General features: G+C 46.5%; 19 protein-coding genes. 14 read left to right on the top strand and 5 right to left on the bottom strand.

Annotation, left to right across the window (positions count from 1 at the left end; genetic code table 11):
- Positions 1-9: 9 nt before the first annotated feature.
- The 6 genes from MH117_RS13470 (at position 10) to MH117_RS13450 (ending at position 4,350) form a co-directional block, all read left to right on the top strand.
- Complete coding sequence (locus MH117_RS13470) at positions 10-609, top strand: hypothetical protein (protein WP_239329264.1); 600 nt, start codon at positions 10-12, stop codon at positions 607-609.
- A gap of 816 nt (positions 610-1,425) precedes the next feature.
- The gene (locus MH117_RS13465; RefSeq protein ID WP_239329263.1) at positions 1,426-1,824 is read left to right on the top strand and encodes a hypothetical protein; all 399 of its coding nucleotides are present in this window, start codon (positions 1,426-1,428) and stop codon (positions 1,822-1,824) included.
- Between the two features lie 336 nt (positions 1,825-2,160).
- A complete protein-coding gene (locus MH117_RS26835; protein WP_481857269.1) occupies positions 2,161-2,277 on the top strand; it encodes a nucleotidyltransferase domain-containing protein in 117 nt (38 codons plus the stop codon).
- 151 nt (positions 2,278-2,428) lie between these two features.
- A complete protein-coding gene (locus tag MH117_RS13460; protein ID WP_239329262.1) occupies positions 2,429-2,902 on the top strand; it encodes a 1,4-dihydroxy-6-naphthoate synthase in 474 nt (157 codons plus the stop codon).
- 156 nt (positions 2,903-3,058) lie between these two features.
- Positions 3,059-3,658 carry a hypothetical protein gene (locus MH117_RS13455; protein WP_239329261.1) on the top strand — a complete coding sequence of 200 codons (600 nt, stop codon included), beginning with the start codon at positions 3,059-3,061 and terminating at the stop codon, positions 3,656-3,658.
- A gap of 143 nt (positions 3,659-3,801) precedes the next feature.
- Entirely contained in the window at positions 3,802-4,350 is a 549-nt protein-coding gene (locus MH117_RS13450; RefSeq protein WP_239329260.1) for an RNA 2'-phosphotransferase, read from the top strand.
- 112 nt (positions 4,351-4,462) lie between these two features.
- Here the strand turns inward: MH117_RS13450 and modB are convergent, their stop codons facing one another.
- Both modB and modA read right to left on the bottom strand, forming a co-directional pair.
- The gene (gene modB, locus MH117_RS13445) at positions 4,463-5,116 is read right to left on the bottom strand and encodes a molybdate ABC transporter permease subunit (protein ID WP_239329259.1); all 654 of its coding nucleotides are present in this window, start codon (positions 5,114-5,116) and stop codon (positions 4,463-4,465) included.
- A gap of 30 nt (positions 5,117-5,146) precedes the next feature.
- Positions 5,147-5,974 carry a molybdate ABC transporter substrate-binding protein gene (modA, locus tag MH117_RS13440; protein WP_239329257.1) on the bottom strand — a complete coding sequence of 276 codons (828 nt, stop codon included), beginning with the start codon at positions 5,972-5,974 and terminating at the stop codon, positions 5,147-5,149.
- A gap of 257 nt (positions 5,975-6,231) precedes the next feature.
- Between modA and MH117_RS13435 the strand changes: the two genes are divergently transcribed.
- From MH117_RS13435 to MH117_RS13420, 4 genes are all read left to right on the top strand, one after another.
- Positions 6,232-7,728, top strand: coding sequence for a polysaccharide deacetylase family protein (locus MH117_RS13435; protein ID WP_239329256.1), 1,497 nt, complete (start codon positions 6,232-6,234; stop codon positions 7,726-7,728).
- A gap of 200 nt (positions 7,729-7,928) precedes the next feature.
- Positions 7,929-9,236 carry an AAA family ATPase gene (locus tag MH117_RS13430; protein ID WP_239329255.1) on the top strand — a complete coding sequence of 436 codons (1,308 nt, stop codon included), beginning with the start codon at positions 7,929-7,931 and terminating at the stop codon, positions 9,234-9,236.
- The gene (locus MH117_RS13425; RefSeq protein ID WP_239329254.1) at positions 9,233-10,669 is read left to right on the top strand and encodes a DUF58 domain-containing protein; all 1,437 of its coding nucleotides are present in this window, start codon (positions 9,233-9,235) and stop codon (positions 10,667-10,669) included. The genes MH117_RS13430 and MH117_RS13425 overlap by 4 nt, the downstream gene beginning before the upstream one ends.
- Entirely contained in the window at positions 10,650-13,586 is a 2,937-nt protein-coding gene (locus MH117_RS13420) for a transglutaminase-like domain-containing protein (RefSeq protein WP_239329253.1), read from the top strand. The genes MH117_RS13425 and MH117_RS13420 overlap by 20 nt, the downstream gene beginning before the upstream one ends.
- 26 nt (positions 13,587-13,612) lie before the next feature.
- Here MH117_RS13420 and MH117_RS13415 read toward each other — a convergent pair whose 3' ends face one another.
- On the bottom strand, positions 13,613-14,647 hold the full coding sequence (locus tag MH117_RS13415) for a LacI family DNA-binding transcriptional regulator (protein WP_239329252.1): 1,035 nt from the start codon (positions 14,645-14,647) through the stop codon (positions 13,613-13,615).
- A gap of 256 nt (positions 14,648-14,903) precedes the next feature.
- Here MH117_RS13415 and MH117_RS13410 point away from each other — a divergent pair, with 256 nt between their 5' ends.
- Positions 14,904-15,695 (top strand): Cof-type HAD-IIB family hydrolase, encoded by a 792-nt coding sequence (locus tag MH117_RS13410; protein ID WP_239329251.1) that lies wholly within the window; start codon positions 14,904-14,906, stop codon positions 15,693-15,695.
- Positions 15,696-15,937: 242 nt separating this feature from the next.
- Complete coding sequence (locus tag MH117_RS13405; RefSeq protein ID WP_239329250.1) at positions 15,938-16,705, top strand: TrmB family transcriptional regulator; 768 nt, start codon at positions 15,938-15,940, stop codon at positions 16,703-16,705.
- Positions 16,706-16,781: 76 nt separating this feature from the next.
- On the opposite strand, the gene MH117_RS13400 is transcribed toward MH117_RS13405, so the two are convergent.
- Together MH117_RS13400 and MH117_RS13395 are read right to left on the bottom strand one after the other, a co-directional pair.
- A complete protein-coding gene (locus tag MH117_RS13400; protein WP_239329248.1) occupies positions 16,782-17,645 on the bottom strand; it encodes a lipoate--protein ligase family protein in 864 nt (287 codons plus the stop codon).
- A gap of 378 nt (positions 17,646-18,023) precedes the next feature.
- Positions 18,024-19,235, bottom strand: coding sequence for an MFS transporter (locus tag MH117_RS13395; protein ID WP_239329247.1), 1,212 nt, complete (start codon positions 19,233-19,235; stop codon positions 18,024-18,026).
- 225 nt (positions 19,236-19,460) lie between these two features.
- Here MH117_RS13395 and ptsG point away from each other — a divergent pair, with 225 nt between their 5' ends.
- Together ptsG and MH117_RS13385 are read left to right on the top strand one after the other, a co-directional pair.
- Positions 19,461-21,032, top strand: a complete 1,572-nt coding sequence (gene ptsG / locus MH117_RS13390; protein ID WP_239329246.1) for a glucose-specific PTS transporter subunit IIBC — start codon at positions 19,461-19,463, stop codon at positions 21,030-21,032.
- Positions 21,033-21,134: 102 nt separating this feature from the next.
- Positions 21,135-22,295 (top strand): iron-containing alcohol dehydrogenase, encoded by a 1,161-nt coding sequence (locus tag MH117_RS13385; RefSeq protein ID WP_239329245.1) that lies wholly within the window; start codon positions 21,135-21,137, stop codon positions 22,293-22,295.
- Positions 22,296-22,596 lie beyond the last annotated feature (301 nt).

The following is a 22,596-nucleotide window of genomic DNA, read 5'->3' as shown; positions in this document are numbered from 1 at the left end:
GGATTCAAGATGCGACTAACTCTTGATATTAGTAAGGAAGAATTTGATAGTATTGTGGGAGCCGATATGGAAGTTACTTCAACCATCTTTTTAGATTTTCCAAGTGATATTAGGGGCGTTTATGAGTTTGAATTGATAAATTCAGTTGTAAATATCTACGATTTAAAAGATCAGGTGAAACAGCAAGGAATCCAAATAGAGGATGATTCACTCTTTGTATTTGGAAAAATGAAAGTTAGAATAGAAGGTGTTAAAGGGGCGGACTTTAAGTTTGTTGAAGGGGATTTCCATACAGGGCGCAATCAATATCATACTTGGCCATATACCCTTAATAAAGGTGATGTAGTATGTATGTGTGGAGGAGATCTATCCTTCCTTTCGGGGTACTATGCATCAGCTATTATAGTAGCCGAAGCTAAACATAAAATCACATTAACTTTTGATACTGATGAAGCTGTTCCGATTGATATTTTTAATAGCGATAGTGTCAAAAAGGCGCATTTAAAAGCAATGAAATATGAACATACTAGCCATTCAGGGAAATTATTCAATAGAAACTTTATTCAAGATTACCTGGCGTCAGGTAGAAGGGTAATTAGGAGCGAATAGTTTTTAGAAGTAGAATACCCGTATAAAGATTTCTTCGTTTGTTTGTACGCAGACCAAAGATTGAATTTTATTCCCTAGATAACGTTATTCCGTTACAGTTAACAGGTCAATTATGGTTAGATGCCACCATGATTGACCTATTTTTTATTATAACTATATGTAGGCATATTTAAGATGTCTGTGACATCCAATTTGTCTAGCGGCAGGGTAGAGCCAATCAAGCAAAGTATAAGTTAGAAGTTGGCCCCAAGCGAAGGCAAATTTGTTATGGACTTAATAGCGAACAGCGACTTGTCACCGGAGAAATCAGTCAAGATTTTGACGATAATGGAGAAGAACAAAGGAAAGACATCCGAGGACGAAGTGAAAAAAGTATTAGGAAACAATACAAACTCAGTTATGAGGGATTTAAGCACGCTGTGAAGAAACAATTTTTCAACTAAGACTAAGACTAAGACTAAGAACAAATAACAATTCACAATTTCTCAGACGATCTTCGTTCCATACTTTCTGATAAGAGTGTAGTGAGTACTCCTGTCACTAGAACACTAAATTGGAATGATGGAACATATAAATATGAAGTGAGAGGGCATTCTAGGACTCCTGGTGCTCCTGCTGATCAAGGGAATATTTGAGTTGTTCAGCGAAAGATTCCTGGTAGTGGTGGACAGAAGCCACAGTCCTTTTTTAAGATTGGAGAGAATGAATGGGTTGAAGGATATAAATGGTATGATGCGATAAATGCAAGAAAAGCAGGGACTGCCACCCCTGAGCAAGTGAGAATTTTGGATAAAGGACACTGGAAGGAGTAATTTTATGAGATTAGAAATGATAAATGACTCCTATTATGTCGGATTTGAAGGAGAGCCTGAAATAATATTCATGTTTGAAAACTTAAATGAACGGTACGAGTTAAAGCTGTGGAACGGGTACTTTGAAACTTTGCTAGATTGTATGCTTGCACAAGTTCAAAGTGGAATTTTGAATGAATATTATGTATATGAGGGATGGTATGAGGAAAGTCCTTGGGAAATAACAAACATTGAAGAAGCAATACAATTATTTAAATCGCTTGATGCGAATAAGTTAGCAGAATATGGGGGGAAGGCATCAAAGAACATAATATCTATGCTTCCGGCGCTTACATGTGATATTGTTACATTTTTAGAACAAGCAAATGATAGTGGGACTAGAGTTTATATTATTTATGAATGACCAAATTTATTATTACTAGATTTATAACTCTAACATCAGATTCATAAAATATAACTAACACTAAATAACTTGACAAAAACGCTTGATAAACATTCAAAGCTTATTCCAACTTAGATAATAAGGAGGAATAAGCTTTTTTCTAAGTTCAAAATCAAATGAAGTCGAAAACTATGAAGAAATCTGATGTACTGAACGAATATTCTATATGGAATGAATATAGCCCAGATTGAGAGCGCTATACAGGATCAGTGGATGTATAGCGGTGGTAGTAAGATGACGGATAAACTTACAATTCCTAAAGGATTAACTAGTTAATAATTCAACAATGCTTCATCAATTATTAGGCAAAAAGTAGGTTCTATAGGCGATGATATTGTCGTTCAAGGTAGTAGCGCCAATGGAACTGCAAGACCTAATTCAGACATTGATTTTGCTATACGTGTTTCTCCTTAGAAGTTCTATGAATTAATACCCAATGAGTTGGCACACCAAACACCGGTTCATCAAAAGAGAGGACTATGCAACACGCAATAAAAACAGGAATAATTCAATCTGGGGAAGCACGATTGTGCAGTTTGCGTAAAGAGCTCAAGAAGCATTGGGAATGGAAGTTGATATCTGCATCATTAAGCCGGGAGGGGATCACTCGATAATGGAACATAAATGCCATTACCATAATAGAGGTGAGAATATGCTGAATAATAATTTAGAACTGTTTTGTAAGATATATTTGGACACTGATTTTGACAGAGCTCTCATTTTGCCGAACATTAGGGAAGTTATTGGTGGAGAGCTAGAACAATATTCGAGCTTGGCCAATGAGAATTGTAATCTCTATGTACTAAGAAATGATGATTTTCACGAGCATAGACGAAATGAACTCCCTGATGGATTTTTGTTTTCAAGATACTTAATTGAGTTGGAACCAAATGAGGACGTTGGCGCAGAAACATATATCACTACAATATCACGCTTACTCGAAGGGTTATGGAGCAGAGGTTATAATGCAGTAGCGTCGTGTGATTTTGAAGAATTGTTACCTAAAAAGGGTGGTTATAATCCCGATAACAAATTGTAATCGAATATGGTGGAGGCTACTTAGTGCCGAATGAACTCAATATTTAACCAAGTAAAATATATTAATCATATAAGATCCGTATATAAATTTTGTCATTTAATTTGTACGCACAAAATGCTAGATCAATACACCATTATAAGAAAGTGAGAATTCAAGATGAAATTAACTCTTGATATTAGTGAGGAAGAATTTGATAGTATTGTGGGAGCCGATATGGAAGTTACTTCAACCATCTTTTTAGATTTTTCAAGCGATATTAGGGGCGTTTATGAGTCTGAATTGATAAATTCAGTTGTAAATATTTACGATTTAAAAGATCAGGTGGAACAACAAGGACTCCAAATAGAGGATGGATCACTTTTTGTATTTGGAAAAATGAAAATTAGAATAGAGGGTGTCAAAGGGGCAGACTTTAAGTTTGTGGAAGGAGATTTCCGTACAGGATGCAAGCAATATCATACTTGGCCACACACCCTTAATAAAGGTGATGTAGTTTGCATGTGCGGAGGAAATCTATCCTTCCTTTCGGGATACTATGCATCAGCTATTATAGTAGCCGAAGCTAAACATAAAATCACATTAACTTTTGATACGGATGAAGCTGTTCCGATTGATACTTTTAATAGCGATAGTATCAAAAAGGCGCATTCCAAAGCAATGGAATATAAACATACTAGCTCTTCTGGAAAATTATTTAATCTCAACTTTATTCAAGATCACCTGGCATCGGGTAGAAGAGTAATTAGGAGCGAATAGATTGCCGCATCAAAGATTTCTCCATTTTAATTTGTACGCACAAGAAATGCTTGATTTATACTAGAAATAGCACTACAGTGCTACATTAGACAGGTTGAGACTTAAATAAATAGATACTACATAAATTGAAAGAAGGTAAGCGCATGGATTACATGAAACTAAGCAAAGAAGTATCCTACGCATTGAGACATGCACCATGGGAATACGAATTGGAACTGGACGCAGAGGGTTGGGTTGAAATAGAGCAGCTGCTGCATGCCTTACATATGGACCAACGCTGGAAGGCTGTTACGCCGAATGATCTGGCTGTGATGATTGACTTGTCGGACAAGAAAAGGCATGAGATCGGCCGTGGTAAAATTAGAGCGTTATACGGACATTCCGTTCCCGATAAAATAACCAAGCAGGCCGAAGTACCACCCGCCATCCTTTATCATGGAACAGCACGGTGTCTCGTCGAACAAATACTCGAGAAAGGCCTGCATCCTATGAAGAGGCAGTATGTTCACCTCTCAACGGATACGGCCACGGCTATGACGGTCGGAGCACGTAAAGATTCAAGTCCGGTCCTGTTAAGGATTGACGCAGAACGAGCCAACAAAGAGGGAATTCCCTTTTATTGCGGCAATCATTCGATATGGTTGGCGGATGGTGTTCCATCCCAGTACATATCGGTACAGCAGCGCCAATAGAACGCGAGCAGCCTGGAATGGCAGCAAAGCTAAGTCGGGTCCATCAAGGCTATTGGGTTGTACGCACGTTCCCGGTAAAGGTGATTCCGCATGCAAATAAGCAGAGGTTCTGTTAGCGCTCAGATTTGCGATTCGCAGCAAACAGCAGCAGAAACGAGAATGCGATCATACATCCTGACCATGCCCAGGCCTTGCCGGTGTGGCCTGCATCGACAGCGAAGTAGATCGCGGTCGGTACAGTCTGCGAAACGTTCGGGATGTTGCCCGCCACCATTAACGTTGCGCCAAACTCACCGATGCCTCGTGTAAAGCCGAGCACGTATGCAGTGACCATCGATCGTGCTGCGAGCGGCATGGTTATGCAGCGAAGCACTTGCCATTCATTAGCGCCTTCGGCCCGTGCGGCTTGCTCTACCAAGGGATCTACATCGTTAAAGCCTGACTTTAACGTCTGATAAACAAGCGGGAAAGAGACAATTACTGCGGTTAATACGGCCCCGGTCCAATGGAACACAAGTGGATGCCCAAGCACCGCTTCAATAAGGCGTCCTACGGAGCTGGTACGGCCAAACAGCATTAACAGTATAAACCCGACTACTGTAGGAGGGAGCACAAGCGGCAGCATAAAAAACGTCTCCAACAGCGTCTTGCCGCGGAACTTGCGAGTACTCAGGCGCCAAGCGGCGACCACACCAAGCAGCATGACAATGAAGCTTGCAACCAACGTAATTCGAAGTGATAATAAGACGGGATTCCAGAATTCCATGCGGTCTAATCCTTTCGAGAAGAGCAGAGGCTATTGCGATGAAGTTGCGGTTCGGAACCCTTGGCTTTTAAATAGATGCTGGGTTTCAGCTCCATTCATAAAGTCGAACCATTTTTGGGCCGCGGCAGTATTTTTACTGTTCTTGATGATTCCAATCGGGTAGATGATAGGTTCATGCTGATCCGATTTTACTGGGTAAGCAATGACAACTTTATTTGTTGTTAGAGCGTCTGTACGATAGACAAATCCAGCTTCAGCGTTCCCCGTGCTTACATAAGAGAGAACTTGTCGTACATCCTTCGTATACACATATTTGTTATTTAACTCATCCCAGAGACCTGCGCTCTTTAGTGTCTGTTCGGCATACATGCCAGCGGGCACGCTTTCCGGAGCACCAATCGCAATGCGGCTTATATCCTTCTGTTTCAGCATATCCAAGCTTGTCCAAGCAGCAGTACTGCTGCCGGGCACAATCACCACCAAATCGTTGTAGAGCAGCGCTTTCTTCATCTTTTCTTCCACCAGACCTGCTTTTATCAGTGCATTCATTGGCTTAGTTCCTGCGGATATAAATACATCAACCGGCGAGCCCTGCTCGATCTGCTTTTGCAGCGCACCGGATGAGCCATAATTGATCTGTACGTCAATATCCTTATTCTTGCTCTGAAAAGCAGCTTTGACCTCAGCCATCACATCCTGCAAGCTGGCCGCCGCCGACACGATAAGCTTTGTTGGCTCTGTGGTGTGCACACTTGCCTCGTTAGATCCACAACCTGTAAGCAGCAGAACACAGGCGATCATAAGGTTTAATATGATCATTCTAGCAGCTCGCAGCTTACGTATTTTGCGTATGAACATCTTGTAAGTCTCCTTCCCAATGACAATTGCGTATGTATGATAATATAAACATAAATGTATATATCCAACATAACTTGTAATCTACATAATATATATTATAAATGATCAGAACAAAAGAGGATAATCATTGTAAATAGAAGAATAACAGTCATGTTTTACTCGGCATGTCCATATAATCTAGTAATTGCTTTATACCACGAGCACTAGCTCATATAAGCAAAGTCTGAAGGCAGATAACATAGAGGAGGACATATAGAATGAGAGAGAAAAAGCGGCGAATGGAAACGCGATTGTTAGCTATACTGGGTATCATTGCCCTTCTAATAGGGGGAGAAATCATATTAGGAGTTCGCACAGCTGGTGAAGAAATTGCTTATGCGGCTGCACAGCAGCAATGGAGAGCTCATCCTGTATCAGCAGCGACGCAAACACCGTATCGTAAGGCCAACACTGCTCATTTCATCCTCAAAGATGGTGCAGCACATATACCTAAAATTGAACGTTCGCTACCAACGATAGAGCATGAAGCGAAGGCAGCGGGAGCTGCTTCAGCCTTATTGACTGTAGGCAAACAGAGCAAGAAAGTGTATTTGACGTTTGATGACGGACCAAGCAGAAATACACCTGAAGTGCTTGATATTTTAAAAAGAGAGAACGTAAAAGGAACATTTTATTTACTGGGGCAGCAAGTAAAGCAGTATCCCAAAGTGCTGAAACGAATAGCAGATGAAGGACATGCGATCGGCAATCATTCCTATAACCATAACTATCGTGAATTATATTCAGACTTTCGTGGGTTTTGGAGTCAGATTCGGAAGACAGGTAAAGCCATTCAAGAGGTGATCGGTTATGAGCCGCCGTTAGTGCGCGCACCAGGTGGGACATTTTTGAACTTTAACAAGCAATATTTTGACCTGATGGGACGAGCAGGTTATGTCGTGATGGATTGGACAGTAGATAGCGGGGATTCCAAACGGGTAGGTGTACCCGCCAAGGAAATCGTAGCAGATGTTAAGAAGGGCACCTTGAGTGCCGATACGGTTGTGCTCATGCACGATGGGACGGGGCACGGCGAAACCGTAAAGGCATTGCCGGAAATTATTCGGTATTATAAAGCAAAAGGCTATAGTTTTGAAGTTATGACTCCTGAAATGAAGCAGGTACAATTTCGAATTGCCGATCGTGAAAGATGGGATCGCAAGCCAGTATCTCAAGCTTGGATTCAAGCGAATATTGATCTAGTGCAGGTAGCCACAGGTGAGCCTGTAAAGCAGCCACAGCCACCTACAGGAGGGACGACACCTAAGCCTCCAATCCAGAAGTCAGACCCGCTTCTGATGCAATTAAAAGTAACGACCGATAGCGGTGAGTTAGAGCTTGCGTCAAACCAGTTCAGATCTTATCAGGACATAACCTATGTTCCTGTACGTCTGATGATAGAGAAGCTGGGAGGCACAGTTACCTTTGATGAAGCCAAAGAATTACTGCTGTTAAACATTAATGGCCTTGAGTGGGCCATCGACTGGAAAACAGGCAAGCCGATGCAGCTCGAGATAGACGGCACACTTACTGTGCTGCCTTGGGAGACGCAGATGAAAGACAACCTGCTGTGGGTGCCATTACGGCAAGCCTTGGAAGTCTCTCATGTTCAGTTCCTATCGTATGAGCTTCAGGTTGTAGATCCAAACAAGTCTAGTTCGCAAACGGATGAAAATGCCAAAGCAGAAGAAACAAAAGCAGAAGTAACAAAGTAGGAGAGAACTGAGCCGTAACAAAGGTAGAGATGTACGTATCGTAATAGGTTTATAGGTTTGAAATCTATTCTATTGGGCGACACTATCTGATAGGGCGGCCCGGGATCGGTTCATGCGACGCGTGACGCGTACGTGATCATCGTCCCGGGCCTTTGTTGTACCGTGATAGCGCCATGATAAGAATGGAGGGACCTGATAGCATGTATAACCATGAATCTATTCATTCCAAAGAAGTATGGACTTCTACTTTTGTACAATACGGTTGGGAACAAATGCAGCAGCGTCTTAATGAAGTCGTGATCGGCAAGCCGGAACCTGTAAGATTGGCTTGCTTGACGATGCTGGCCGGCGGCCATCTTCTGCTGGAGGATGTGCCGGGCGTAGGCAAGACGCTGCTGGCGAGAGCGCTGGCTCAGCTTGCAGACGGCACGTTCCGTCGCGTACAAATGACGCCCGACATGATGCCAGCGGATATTACGGGCAGCATGGTACTGGACCCGGCGACTGGAGTACTCCGCTATAGCGAGGGGCCGCTTGCTGCCAACGTTGTATTGGCGGATGAGTTGAATCGGGCGTCAGCACGCACGCAATCGGCTTTGCTGGAGGCGATGGAAGAACGGTCAGTTACAGTAGACGGCGTAACACGTCCGCTGCCAGAGCCTTTTATGATTGTCGCGACGCAAAATCCGCTCGCTTTTGAAGGCACATATCGTCTGCCAGAGGCTGAGCTGGACCGTTTTATGACTCGCTTATCCTTGGGATATCCGGATGTTCATGGCGAGGCTGACATGCTTGTACGCGAACAGAGTCGGATTGAACGTGTGACTCGGCCACGGGTACAGCCGGTATTTACCCCGGAAGAATGGGCGCTGCTGATTAGACGCATTCGCTGCATTCATGTGGATGATACGTTATGCCGTTACATGGCGGACATTGCGCAAGCAACACGCACACATGAGCAGGTTGTGCTCGGTGTTAGTCCGCGCGGTACGGTTGCCCTGATGCAAGCTGCTCAGGCGCAGGCGTTTCTGTCGGGCAGGGCTTATGTTATACCGGACGATGTGAAGGTAATCGCTGCACCTGTCCTGGCGCATCGGCTAGTGTTGAAGCACGCCCTTTCTCAAGATACCGCAGGTAACGTTATAAGAGAGACGATTGCTAGCATTCCCATCCCAAGCTTTACGAGGCAAAGTGATCTAGACGGAGCCGCTCGTAGGCGTGGGGGTATGGGCAGGGGCATACGTGGGAGTTCAAGGATGGATAATAGGGTGGATAAAAATACAGACACAACTATCGGAGCAAGTACGAGTTCAAGCATTGGCATGACCCAACATGCGATCATCGGCTCAAGCAGGGGATCTGATGTTCGAATGGGTATAGGTATAACTGCCAAGCGTCATCGCAGCGGAGGGCGCTCATTTATGCAGGAAACGGCTCGGCAGACAGTTACAAGTCACGTCAAGACACGAGGAGATGGCCCAAGCTGGTTCGGAGGCTTGTTCCGATGAGGAGCCTACGCAGGCAGGCGCAGTCATGCGTTGTGCGTATTGTGTTGACAGCAGCCGTGGGCATCGTCTTGCTTATCTATGGCTGGACGCAACTGCATGCAGCCGCCTCATTTATAGGTGCAATGGTGACGTTATACGCGCTATACGGCGTGTGGTTCAAGTGGGCTCTTTATGAAGAACCTGTTCGCGTCTATACAAAGATTAATGAAGAGATCAATGGGGCTTTTCAGAGTCAGTTGGAATGGTGCACTACATTGTCTTCAGGAACAAGGCTCCCCTGGCTTTATATACGCGTGGAAGAGATATGGGAACTGGTAAGCGATGAGTTGGGGGCAACTGAGTCAGACCCTAATAGATTCACTCAAGCGGTAAAGGAGATGTACGATCCTTATCACGCTGGTACTGATCAGGCAGGTGTCATGAATCGAATGCCAGCTTGTTCTACGGGGGCATATTCAGCAAATAAGATGTACTGGAGCAGTACTAAGCTGATCCATCCCAATGGTCGCAAGAGCTTTGCCTACTCGCAATTACTGCCACAGATGCCAAGAGGAATATACCGATTTGTAAGCACAGAGCTGTACACGGGTGATATATGGGGCTGGTTTACGAAGAAGATGAACAGCCATCATGTCCGATTACCCGCTAGTGACGTACTTATTATGCCGAGTGCAGGGAAATGGAAGGAATCGAATACCAATCTTCCATTATCCTTTATACAGACTGATGGTGCACAAGTGGAACATGATACAGCAGTATCGTATAGTCGGGGAGGTGTTCCGACACCGGAGCTTCGTTCATATCAGCCAGGCGATCCTTGGCGATCTATTCATTGGCGGTCATATGCCAAGCACAGACAGCTGACCGTTAAAGTCTCGCGCGAGGCAGAAAAGATGCAGCTCACGATTGTACTGGATGAGAGTTGGCTGGAGGCGTCGGTTCGTCATGAAGCGGATCAGCAGAAATTACTGGAGGAAGCACTGGATGCGGCAGCGGAATGGTGCTCTATAGGTTGGAGACAAGGCATTTTGGTCAGATTAATATGGCTTAATCAGGGTGAAATGCAGGTGGGAATGGAGGCAATCAGCCGCGCAATTGCGTTAGCAAGCTTGCCTTTAATGTCATCGAATGACATATGTATGGATAAGGATAGTGAGTATGTATCCTCTTTCGAGGACGCTGTATGCAGGACAAGCTCTAACAAGGCACTGCATCAGCAAGTCCAAGGCTGCGACATTGTGGTCATCAGCCATTTAGAGGTATCGGATGGAGCACCTCGAGTACAAACACAATTACGTGGGTGCCGCATTGCTGTATGGGTGACCTTAACTGATGATGCGGATGCCAAGCAGGTAAGGTCACGTGCTGCTGAAGAGCCATCTTCTCTCCCGACTCGAAAGGAGGAACCTGATTATGCAGCCTCATCTCATTAAACAGGTCTATGCCTCAACAAAGCTGTATGTCGAGCCCTATGGAAAAGACGCCATGGAGCGGAATGGAGTGCAATTGTGGCAGCAGGTGACATGTACAGTACTGCTGTTCGGCTTGTTTATGGAATGGCTCATTCCACTCCAGTACTATGGAGGTAAGGAAATCTTGCTGCATGTCTTGCCAATTGTCTGCACGATTGTGGGCAGTCTCTTGGCAGGAGTATTCCTTACCAGAAGAGTCCTGTTGCTTCTGATCGTCCGAGCCGGTATTGCGGTCTTATCCAGCGCATGGGTACTCGGTGCAGCGGCAGAGAGCAGACAAGCAGATTTAACAGGTATGAGCGGGGACTTCATACATAACGTAAGTGCGGTCAGCCACGGTTTTGCGAGGCTGTATACAGGCATAGCAGTCGATATGCAGCTGCTTGGGGCAGGCTTGATCCAGTGGCAATGGGCGCCAATCGGAGAAGAATTGCAAACGCTTCTGCTCATCGTTGGGATTGTAATCCTGTGTGCGCTTATCCAGTCGTTGATGCTAACACAGCATTCCATTCTGTTGTTCAGTGGGGCGACACTGGCTTATTTAGTTATTCTTCAAATGGTGTTGGGCGCCGACAATGCCTATGGGCTCGTCCGTACGATAGCGTGGACAGCTGCGCTCGCCTCTTGTCTGCAATTGCAGAGGCAGAAGAGGTGGGATCGAACATATACGAACATGGCTTGGCCGGTTCGGTGGTGGCTGGCTACGGTGCTGTTTAGTACTGGACTAGTCGCCTTATTTGCTTTATGGGGACAAGCAGCACAGTGGGATAAGCCCAAATCATGGCCAGCTCTAACAAGCTGGGTACAGGAAGCAGCGGATACCGCTGCACAAGCTATCCGTGAGACTGCTGGCAGAACCAAAGAGGGGCCCGCAGGTCTGGCAGGTGGGCCAGCTAGGACGGGCTACGGCACAGATGATACAGAATTAGGTGCACCCGTATCCGATGATGCAGCGATTCTATTTCTTGCGAGTACGCCAGCGCCTACGTACTGGCGTGTTGAATCCAAGAGCATCTATACGGGGCGTGGCTGGGAAGTGCCAGATGAAGAAGCTGCATTAAGCCCAGAAGTACTTGATCCATCGGGGGCTATAAGCTCAGAGGCAGCGGATAAGCAAGCTGCAAAGCTCGGTTGGTCAAGGCCGATTACACAAACCATCCAGCTTGAAGCAAGCGAAGCGCTGCGGATGCCGCTTGTATTTGGCGGACGGCCTGAAAGGCTGCAAAGCTGGGAAAGTGATCATACGAGTGATTATACACAGGGACAATACTACGACGCCGGTAAACGTCTGCCCAAGCTGAAGTACGAGCGGGCGTGGGAACGATATCGGGCTGTCGGAGGCGATCAAACGGATGAGTTCTCCTTGTCTATACCTTTGAGGTATTCATACGAGACCCGGATATTCCAAATGGATAGGGAAAAGTGGAGCCAACTGGAAGACATCGCAGATCCAAGTGAGATTACGGCGACGTATACAAGCCTGCCGCAATCAACACCTGATAGGGTTCGTAAATTGGCTAACGAGATCCTATCACCCGCAGCGGCACGGTACGAGCAGGTAAAAAGAGTTCAGCATTATCTGTTAAGCCATTATGCGTACACCAAAGCAGAGACCGCTGTCCCAGCAATTGGCACTGACTTTGTGGATCAATTTTTATTTGAGCAGCGTCAAGGCTATTGCAATCACTTTTCTACGGCTATGGCCGTACTGCTGCGTGCAGAGGGAATCCCTGCACGTTGGGTGAAAGGGTTTGCCCCAGGACAGGTCGAAGCGCCGGGCCAATATGTGGTGCAGGCGTCAGCCGCACATTCATGGGTGGAAGTATATTTTCCGCAAGTCGGTTGGGTTGCATTTGAAGCGACACCGCCAAGTGGTGTTCAGTCAGCCATCAAATTGGATTCAAGTCAGACTGCGGGAACTGAGCGTGCAGGAGGAACTGCTAGGACAGCAGAGAGTCTAACAAGTAATGCAAATCAGGCTAGCACCATGCGCCTAAAAGCTGCGGATCATGTGGAAGGTACGAGACAACTGGGCATTACGCCGAGGAGAACAAATATGGTTCATACTGCTGATACCGCAACTACTCCGCGTGTAAGTACAGCAATGGATACCGATGTTGTGCAGGCTCCTATTGACGGAGAATGGCTGCGACTCGCAGCGGAACACAAGGTGTTACCGTTAAAGGAACGATCGGCCTCCAATTCTTTAGCATCATCAGATGGTTCTTGGGGGCATATATGGTCGAGTTTCTGGGACGATACTGTGCAGCAGTTCCAGAGATGGAGGAAAGCAGCAGCTTGGGGTATGGACATCATGTCACAGCAGGCTTCGATGGAATGGGCCCGTATAACAAGCGGGGCTTATTGGCAGGGGATTTTGACGGATAAACAAGCAGATCAGGAAAGGTCAACCAAAAGAGGTACAATTATTGGGCAGTTGTGGGACGAAATTCCGATGATGGGGAGCATCCTATTCATTTTTATACTGCTAGCCTTACTGTTAAGCATTCGTTATTTCGCCAGGATGCTGCGATATAATGCTCCGCTGCGGCAGTTAAAAAGGCTCGTTTCGTCGCAGCAGCAGTATTATGATGCGGAGCGGGTGCCTTTAATGGGCAAGCTGGCTTGGCAGCTCATTGAGCGCCGCTGCGGCCATCGCCCTAATGGCATGACGCTTGACGAGTATTTGGAGGGGGTGTCACAATTGTCACTGCATAAGGACACTGTGCAATTGCTGCAATTGTTTGCCAAAGACTGCAACGCGATGTTATATGCCAAGTATCAAGGGGAACGTATTCACCGCACGCGGTTTGTGGATGGATGTGCAGGAGTATTGGAATGGCTGCGTGCGGACAAAAAACAGAGCCGCAGCCAATAGTAGTTGACGCCAGTCTAGGAACCGCTTCACTCCTGAACTGGCGTCTTCGCATATGACAGAACAGTATTGGAAGAAGGTGCCTGTCCAACGGTAGCACGTTCGATAAAGTGGTATGGGAGCTGATGCTTCTCTGCTTGCGGCACGTCTGCGTGTAATTGTCGATAAAAGATTGTAAAAGCCAGACAGCCAATATCGTAACTTGAATGGTCAAATGTTGATAATTCAAGCACGCTTGCTATCGGAATATTATCGAACCCGATGACAGAAAGCTGTTCAGGCACCTTAATACCTAGCTTGGCGGCTTCCAGCAGAATACCTGCGGCGGATTGATCTCCAGCAACGACAAGCGCTGTTGGACGTACTTGCAAATTGCTTATGGCACGAATAACCTCTGCCCCGTGATCGTATTGGTAGCAGTTCGCAAAAGTCCATTCTGGAACAAGAGGTTCTTGAATGGCCTGTAGTGCATCCTGATACGCGCGAATGCGATTCAAGCTGTTAAAGCTGTCAGGTCTCCCGATGCAATATCCAATGTGACGGTGCCCTTGGTCGATCAACATGTTCATGATATAACGTGTAATTTCATAATAATCTACATATATAGAAGAAAGCGCCGTGGACTCTGTATACTCACAGACTACAATCGGGCCGTATGCTGCATAAGGTTCAATAGCTGACCAATTACTTTGCTTTGAACAGATGATCACGCCATCTACTTGCTTGTCTCGCAGCAGATCTAGAGCGCGAATCTCCTCTTCCGGTTTGTAATCCGTCTGGCACAACACGATATGATACTGATGCTGCAGCGCAAAATAGGAAATGCCCTCCAGCATACCCGCAAAGTAGGGATGATTGGCAAACGGCAGCAGAACCGCCACCATGCGGGTCTCGCCTTTGGCCAAATTGACAGCATTGCGGTTAGGCTTGTACTGCAACTGCTCAATGGCTTTCCATACTGCACTGCGCTTGTCTTCAGAGACATATGGATGTCCATTTATTACTCGTGATACAGTTGTAACTGAGACACCTGCTGCAAGGGCGATCTGTTTGATGTTAGCCATCATCATTCCTCCTGTTTTCCCACTACTCTTTATTTTACGCTTCTTTAAGAATAAATAAAAAGGTTGACCTGAAAAGCGTTTCATATCGTAAGCTGAAAGAGCAACATGATCGACAGGCCGTGCTATTGGCGTTACCAAATGCAGAGAACACAATATATACGCTGAGGGCGTAACGATACACGGCCACTAGCAAGGCACTGCTGGCAGGATGGCAGCAGACAGCTTTGTAACAGATAGAAAGTGGGAGGGGTCACGGATGAGTTACCGTATTGTGTTTTTTGATATTGATGGAACGTTGTTGGATGAGCAGAAGCAGATTCCAGAGTCTACGCGTGACGCGATCAGGCACTTGCAGGAGAACGGGATTGAGACCGCAATTGCTACTGGTCGAACACCTGCAACGTTTGCACATATAAGAGAGGCCTTAAATATCCATTCCTACGTGAGCTTAAATGGAGGATATGTGGTGCGTAATGACCGAGTTGTCGCACATACACCTATGCCGATAGACTTGCTGGATCGGCTTCAAGCAGCAGCAGATCCGAATGGACATGCTATCGGCTGGATCGGTGCGGAGGATATGTCCCTTACTAGGGAGCATCCGTTAGTGGAGGAGTGTCTTGGTGTACATGACATCCCAGCGCCCCCAGTTCAACCGGACTTGTACAAGAACTGTGATATTTATCAAGGATTGTTATTTTGTAAGGATGCGGACTTGGCGGATTATGTGGAGCAGTTGCCGGAGCTGCAATTTATACGGTGGCACGATAATGCGCTTGATGTGCAACTGCAAGGCATATCGAAAGCAATAGGCATTCAGCATTATCTAAAGGATGCCAAGCTTGAAGCAGAGCATAGCGTTGCATTTGGAGACGGATTAAACGACTTGGAGATGCTGCAATATGTAGGTGTTGGTGTAGCTATGGGCAATGCCAAAGAAGAAGTGAAGCGCGTGGCTCATCGTGTCACATTATCCTCGGCAGATGGCGGCATAGCAGCGGCGCTTCAGGAACTAGGACTATACGTTCCAAAAGGAGTATTGGGGTAAAAGGGAAGAGGTCGTACAGTAGCTGTTAAGTTAAACACATAAATAGATCATATCATTAACTAATGTCGGGAACTCTTACCCTCTTATTATGAGGAGGCGGAGTTCCTTTTTGCTATTTATTCAGACAAAGTGTATGGGGTGATATCCGAAGTGAGCTTGTTTGTGCATGAAGTCTTCAAGTAAACTAGTCGTAGACAGATAGCTGTTCTGTGGAATCGGATGAATCGACATGGAGGAACGATATGCTGCAGAAGTTCGGATTTTCCCAATATGAAAGTAAAGTATATGAAGCGCTGGTTACTCATGCGGAACCGATGGATGCTACGACGATCGTTAAGCATTCGGGCGTGCCTAAGGCTAAGATTTATGAGGTGATTGCCAAGCTCGTAGAAAAAGGGATCGTATCAGATGCTGTCTCGGGCAAAAAGCGTACTTATGCGGCAATCCCAATGCAGATTGTGATTGATAAGCTGACTCACGAATTTGAACGTGATATTGCTGATCTCAGAAGAGCAGGGACACGCCGAACTTATGCGGACGACCAAGTGTGGAGCCTAAAGACAAACAGTTCCATTCAAGCTTACTGCCGACAGCTGATTGATCAGGCGGAGCGTTCTATCGTGTTATCGATGTGGGTGGACGAGTTTAAGGAGTTCGCTCCACTTTTGGAGCAAAAGGAGCAGCAGGGTGTAGATGTTGAAGTGTTGGTTACAGGCGGCAATCCTGGTGCTGTCAAACTGACAAAGATGAACGTACTTGAGCCGACAGATGGACATGAGATGATATTGGAGCAGTTCAAACTGATTATTGCAGATGGTAATCAAGTGCTGTTTGCCGGCATGGAAGAGGGTAATTGGCAGGCCATGCGGACGATGGCGCAGCCATTCGTGAAGTTTTTTACGGAGTTCTTCCATCATGACGTGGCGCTTGCAATTATATCGCGGAAGTATGCGACAGAATTGATGCAGGATGCGGAAATGAAAGCCCTGTTGATGAGGTTGAGGTATTAAGCTGGTCACTAGCACCGTTACATATGCCAAAGCAAGCCCACCACTTCACATTATAGTAAAGTGGTGGGCTTGTTGGTTACTTGTGCCGCTCTATCCCGTAACGGTTTCGAAGGGTATCGATGACAGTGTGTACTTGTTCTGGCTCTGGCAGCCATAGTTTGGTGGCTGCTTCAGCAATGTCAGGGCTGGATTGGCGTTCACGGATGACCTGCTTCACGGCTTCAACAAAAGCTTGCGCGGCACTGCTCCCAAGAGAGGTCAGTTCTTCCAGACTGCCCGTTTTGTCGTCTGTCACAATAGGATGGTCGGCTTGCGTTACACCCGCTGCTGCGCGATCGTAGAAGGATCTGACCAACTCGGCGCTTGCTTTGCCCGAGCCTTGGCAGATGACAAATGCTTGTACGACGAAAGCTTGGGCTTGACGTCGCTGTGCGATCCCGCAGAACTTGATGCCTCCTATGCTCAGATCGAAATCACCAGGGCAGTAGGCGCCGTCTATTTCACCTTTGTCGACGGTGCAACCTGTGCTCTGTAAGGCAAGCTGGATCAAGCGATACATGCGCTCATAATCGGAACGGAAGCATTTGTCCCCTAAACCTTGCTTCGGCAGTATCAATGAAATGTTTACGACACCCAAGTCGAGGGGGACAGCTGCACCACCTGTACTCCGAACAGCGGTCGAATAGCCAAGCGACTCCAGCCAATCTTGTGCTGCGGCGGCTTGCGGAAGTCTGCTGTCGCGCAGTCCCATCACAAAGCCGCGTGGATGGCGCCACAAGTGACACACTGCTGGACCTCCATTGCCTGTGTGCTTGCACAGCAGTTCATCTAGCGCAAAGGGATACAGAATGTCCTGCGCTTCATCTTGCTGCGTGCGATCCAGCAACAGCAAATTGTCGAGCCCGTCTTCCCCTGTAAATGAAATTGCACCTTCTGTCATCTTCGCTTCCCCCTGTATCATGTTATCCCCGTCATAGATTCAATGGATAATTAGATGATTGATGCTTTGAACAACTACCCTATTAACCTCATTAACTTGTACATTTATCGTAGCATGAAAGCGAATGTTCTACCTATCCAAATTTTAAATTAGAGCTGATACAAGACGCTGTTAGTCAGGCTGAATACAAAAAAAGGGACTGTCCCCAAAGCCCTTTTATGATCTTTCGGGCTCTATGGTATTTGCATTTTGCGCATAAAAATGACCTCACATCCCACTACATCGTAGAATTTGAGGTCATTCACTAATCATTCTGGGCTGTTCTCGGTACTGCGAACACTTTTGGGACAGACCCTTTTATTTCGTTAACACATCGAATTATGCTTGTTCAGCAATCGAACCAACTGCCGAAGCAGAAGGACGTTTAGTGGCTGACACGTTTGTATCGATCGGCTTGCGGCTAATGGAGAAGGCTGCGCATCCTAATGCCAACAGGGCGATCATACCGCCTACCCATGGGTTGTTAGCGACAGAACTCTTCTCGATCACAATACCCCCAATAAAGGAGCCGGTAGCAATACCTAGATGCATAACCGAGTTATTCAGGCTCAACTGAATTTCGACGGTATCTGGCGCATGCTTGATCAGGTAGGATTGCTGTGCAGGCGACAAGGCCCAACTGAGTCCGCCCCAGATCATCATGGCTGCCATAAATACGTAAATCGATGCTTGGGAAGCGAGCAGCATCATAAACATGGCTCCCGAGAAGCAGGTTACGATCAACAGAATCGTTTTATTAACGCCCCATTTATCTGACAGCAAGCCTCCAAGTCCACCACCGGATACGGCGGCAATCCCAAACATGAAATAGACTACACTCATCATCGTTGGACTAATGTCAAAGTTGGATTGCACAAAAGGCGCAAGGTAAGCATACAGCGTCAGATGTCCTGTTAGCATTATAAATGAGATGAGTTGACCGCTTATGATCTTGCTGCTGCGCAGCGTAGAAAGCTGCTGGCGAAGTGGTACAGCAGGACTTGGCTGGGTTCGCTGCAGGAACAAGGCGATGCAGATCATTGCAACAAGGCTTAACGCCACAATCAGTAGGAAAGGCGCTCTCCATCCATAAGCGTTTCCGATAACCATTCCGATAGGAACTCCAAGCACAAGCGAGCCGCTAATACCCATATAGATAACACCGATTGCTCTTCCTCGATGGGATTCAGGGACGAGTTTAGATGCCATCGTAATGGATAACACAATGATGACGGAACCGCTCATCGCTGATAAAGCGCGCGCAGACAGCGTAAGCGCATAACTCGAGCTGAAAGCAACAATCAAATTGGCGAGTACAAAGACGGCAAGAGCGTATAAATACAGCTTTTTGCGTTCCATTTTCGCTGTAAGATTCATCAATATTGGCGCCGATATAGCAAATGCGACCGAAAATATGGTTATAAATTGGCCTGCAGCGCTAACGGAAATGTGCAAATCCGCTGCAATCAGGTCGAGTATACCTCCGACGATCAGCTCTACCGTGCCGACGACAAAGGCGGAAACGGCCAATAAATAAACACGTAAATTCAAACAGACACACCCTTCCTTAAACATAAAAAGTTACTACTATTATAGTAACCTATAGTTTGTTTAGCAACATAAATATGAAAAAATAGGATAAACCCGAGCTGGCAAGTATTGTTTAGCAGGCAATCATTGTGCCTTGTTCTGTATAGTTCGCGTCATTGCAGGAAATGTTAACAGCAGATTTTCGTATGTCATGAACATGTGTACAGTCAGGGGTTGAAAGAATATATGTTTAAATCATTGTTTGGTGTTTTACAAAAAGTCGGAAAAGCACTTATGCTGCCAGTTGCGATCTTGCCAGCTGCGGGAATTCTGCTAGGTGTCGGCAACGCCCTTGGCAATCCAGACTTAATCGAACGGATTCCGGCGCTTAGCGGGCCGGCATGGAGTACGATTGCCAGTGTAATGGAACAGTCAGGTGGTATCGTATTTGACAATCTATCTTTGTTGTTTGCTGTAGGGGTTGCGATTGGCCTGGCAGGTGGAGACGGCGTGGCGGGATTGGCTGCTATCGTAGGTTATTTTGTCATGAACGTCACAATGAAAGTCATTATGAAGGTGACACCCGAGTTGGTTGCACAGGACTTCTCATATGCATCTTTGCAAGGTATCCCAACTTTGCAGACAGGTGTGTTCGGGGGGATTATTATCGGGATAACAGCAGCTACGTTGTACAAACGATTTTTTACGATTGAACTGCCGTCTTATCTCGGATTTTTTGCGGGCAAAAGATTTGTCCCCATTATTACGGCGGTCACGGCCTTGCTGATAGGGGTGCTGCTGACAATTATATGGCCTCCTGTACAGAATGGCTTAAATGCATTCTCGCACTCACTCATTGATTCGAATCGCTCGATGGCGGCATTGATTTTCGGAACCTGCGAGCGTGCCTTGATTCCTTTCGGGCTGCACCATATTTTTTATGCACCGTTCTGGTTTGAGTTTGGACAGTATATTAACAAAGCAGGCGAGTTGGTTCGTGGTGATCAGAAAATATTTTTTGCACAGTTAAAAGATGGAGTCGAACTGACAGCGGGAACCTTTATGACGGGAAAATACCCGTTTATGATGTTCGGGCTGCCTGCCGCAGCATTGGCAATGTACCATGAGGCTCGCCCTGAAAATAAAAAGCTGGTTGCGGGCTTGCTGGGCTCAGCTGCACTGACATCGTTCCTAACGGGGATAACAGAGCCGCTAGAGTTCTCGTTTCTGTTTGTGGCGCCGGTGTTGTTTGCGGTGCATGTACTCTTTGCAGGCCTGTCTTTCTTAACGATGCATCTGCTCGGGGTCAAGATCGGGATGACTTTCTCAGGTGGTGTGATCGATTATTTGTTGTTTGGTGTGCTTCAAAATCGGACGCCTTATTGGCTTGTCATCCCAGCAGGATTAGTGCTGGCTTTGATCTATTATTTTGGTTTTCGACTTGCAATACGGAACTTCAACCTGCGAACACCAGGGCGGGAGATCGCAGTTCAAGGCGGTACTGTCGTTCAGGCATCATCAGCAGACGAATTGCCGCGAGGAATTCTGAATGCACTTGGCGGTAAAACGAATATTGGCTCGTTAGATGCGTGTATTACACGTCTGCGGGTGCAGGTAAACGAAGCAGGACAAGTAGACAAAACCAAGCTGAAGGAGTTGGGAGCCTCTGGCGTGTTAGAAGTTGGGAACAGCATTCAAGCCATATTCGGCACACGTTCGGAGACGATTAAGCATCAGATTCATGAACTGATTAAACGTGAGGATATGGAGCTTCAGGATGAGTCCGATGCTAAAGAGGCCAAGGAGGAAGAAACCTAGTAACTGCGCGATTGCCTTTTGGTCTGAAGGAGGCAATTGTGCCAGACTTCCTTTATAATGAGGGTATTAATGTAATGGTCATTCAGAGGAGGAGTTCGAGAGATGCAGGCATTTCAATTTCACAATCCAACAAAGCTTATATTTGGAAAGGGACAATTGCCTCATTTGAAACAGGAGCTATCGGCATACAGCAGCGTACTGCTTGTTTATGGTGGGGGCAGCATCAAGCGGAATGGACTTTACACTCAGGTGACGGATATTCTCAACGGAATGGAATTACGCGTAACTGAATTGGCAGGCGTGGAGCCTAACCCGCGACTGTCGACTGTACATAAAGGTGTGGACTTATGTCGTGCCCAGCAGGTTGACTTTATACTGGCTGTCGGGGGCGGAAGTGTCATCGATTGTGCCAAGGCGATTGCTGTCGGGGCGAAGTACGATGGCGATATGTGGGATTTCTGCTTGCGTAAAGCAGCTCCACAGACGGGCCTCCCACTTGGCACGGTGCTGACGATTGCGGCAACGGGTTCGGAAATGAACGGCGCTTCGGTCATAACGAATTGGGAAACCAATGAAAAGCTAGGCTGGTGGAGCCCACATGCCTATCCGAAGTTCTCGATCCTTGACCCTGCATTTACGACAACGTTACCTGAGAATCAGACGGTCTATGGTATGGTGGACATTATGTCCCACGTGTTCGAGAACTATTTCCATCATGGGACCAATACACTTGTCCAGGATGGTTGGTCTGAGACATTGTTAAAGAGCGTGGTGCGTACAGCTCCTGAGCTTATAAAGGACTTGGACAATATGGAACTGCGCGAGACGATTCTGCTATCGGGTACGCTGGCACTGAACGGCATGCCAAGCATGGGGGTGAGCGGCGATTGGGCGACACATAATATCGAGCATGCGGTATCTGCGGTGTACGATATTCCACATGGCGGCGGGCTTGCTATTTTGTTCCCGAACTGGATGAAGCATACACTATCCGAGAATGTGGGACGTTATAAACAGCTTGCTGTAAATGTGTTCAACATCGACTCAGCTGGCCGTTCCGATGAAGAAGTTGCGCTTGCAGGCATTGAGGCGCTGCGCAGCTTCTGGACGTCTATCGGAGCCCCTAGCCGACTAGCTGATTATGATATTGATGATTCGAAGCTTGAGGAAATGGCCGATAAAGCGATGCTCTTTGGTCCGTTCGGCAACTTCAAGAAGCTGGATCGCAAAGATGTACTAGCGATTTACCGTGCATCGTTGTAGCTGTATCGGTGCTGGTGCATTCTCGTAGAGCGAGGAGCGTTATTTAGTTTGATAGGAGACAGGCTCGGTATAGGATGTAGACCGGGCCTGTTGTTGTGCGTATCTAGCGAGAACCTGTCGATTTTTGACGAAATGAAAATTAACGAGTAACATTTACATTCAGGGTATGCTATGCGGCAGGATGTGGTATAGTAACAAAAGTTAGGCATAGAGCGTCGTCGTTTCATTGACGTCGGGCCTTCATTTGATTAAGATATCATAATGTGCAGTTGCACGAAGCTTTACTTTCAACAACCCAGAT

Source organism: Paenibacillus sp. ACRRX, from assembly GCF_022346885.1.
Lineage (GTDB): Bacteria > Bacillota > Bacilli > Paenibacillales > Paenibacillaceae > Paenibacillus_B.
Note: the sequence above shows the minus strand (reverse complement) of the source record. Positions and strands in the feature narration are given on the sequence as shown.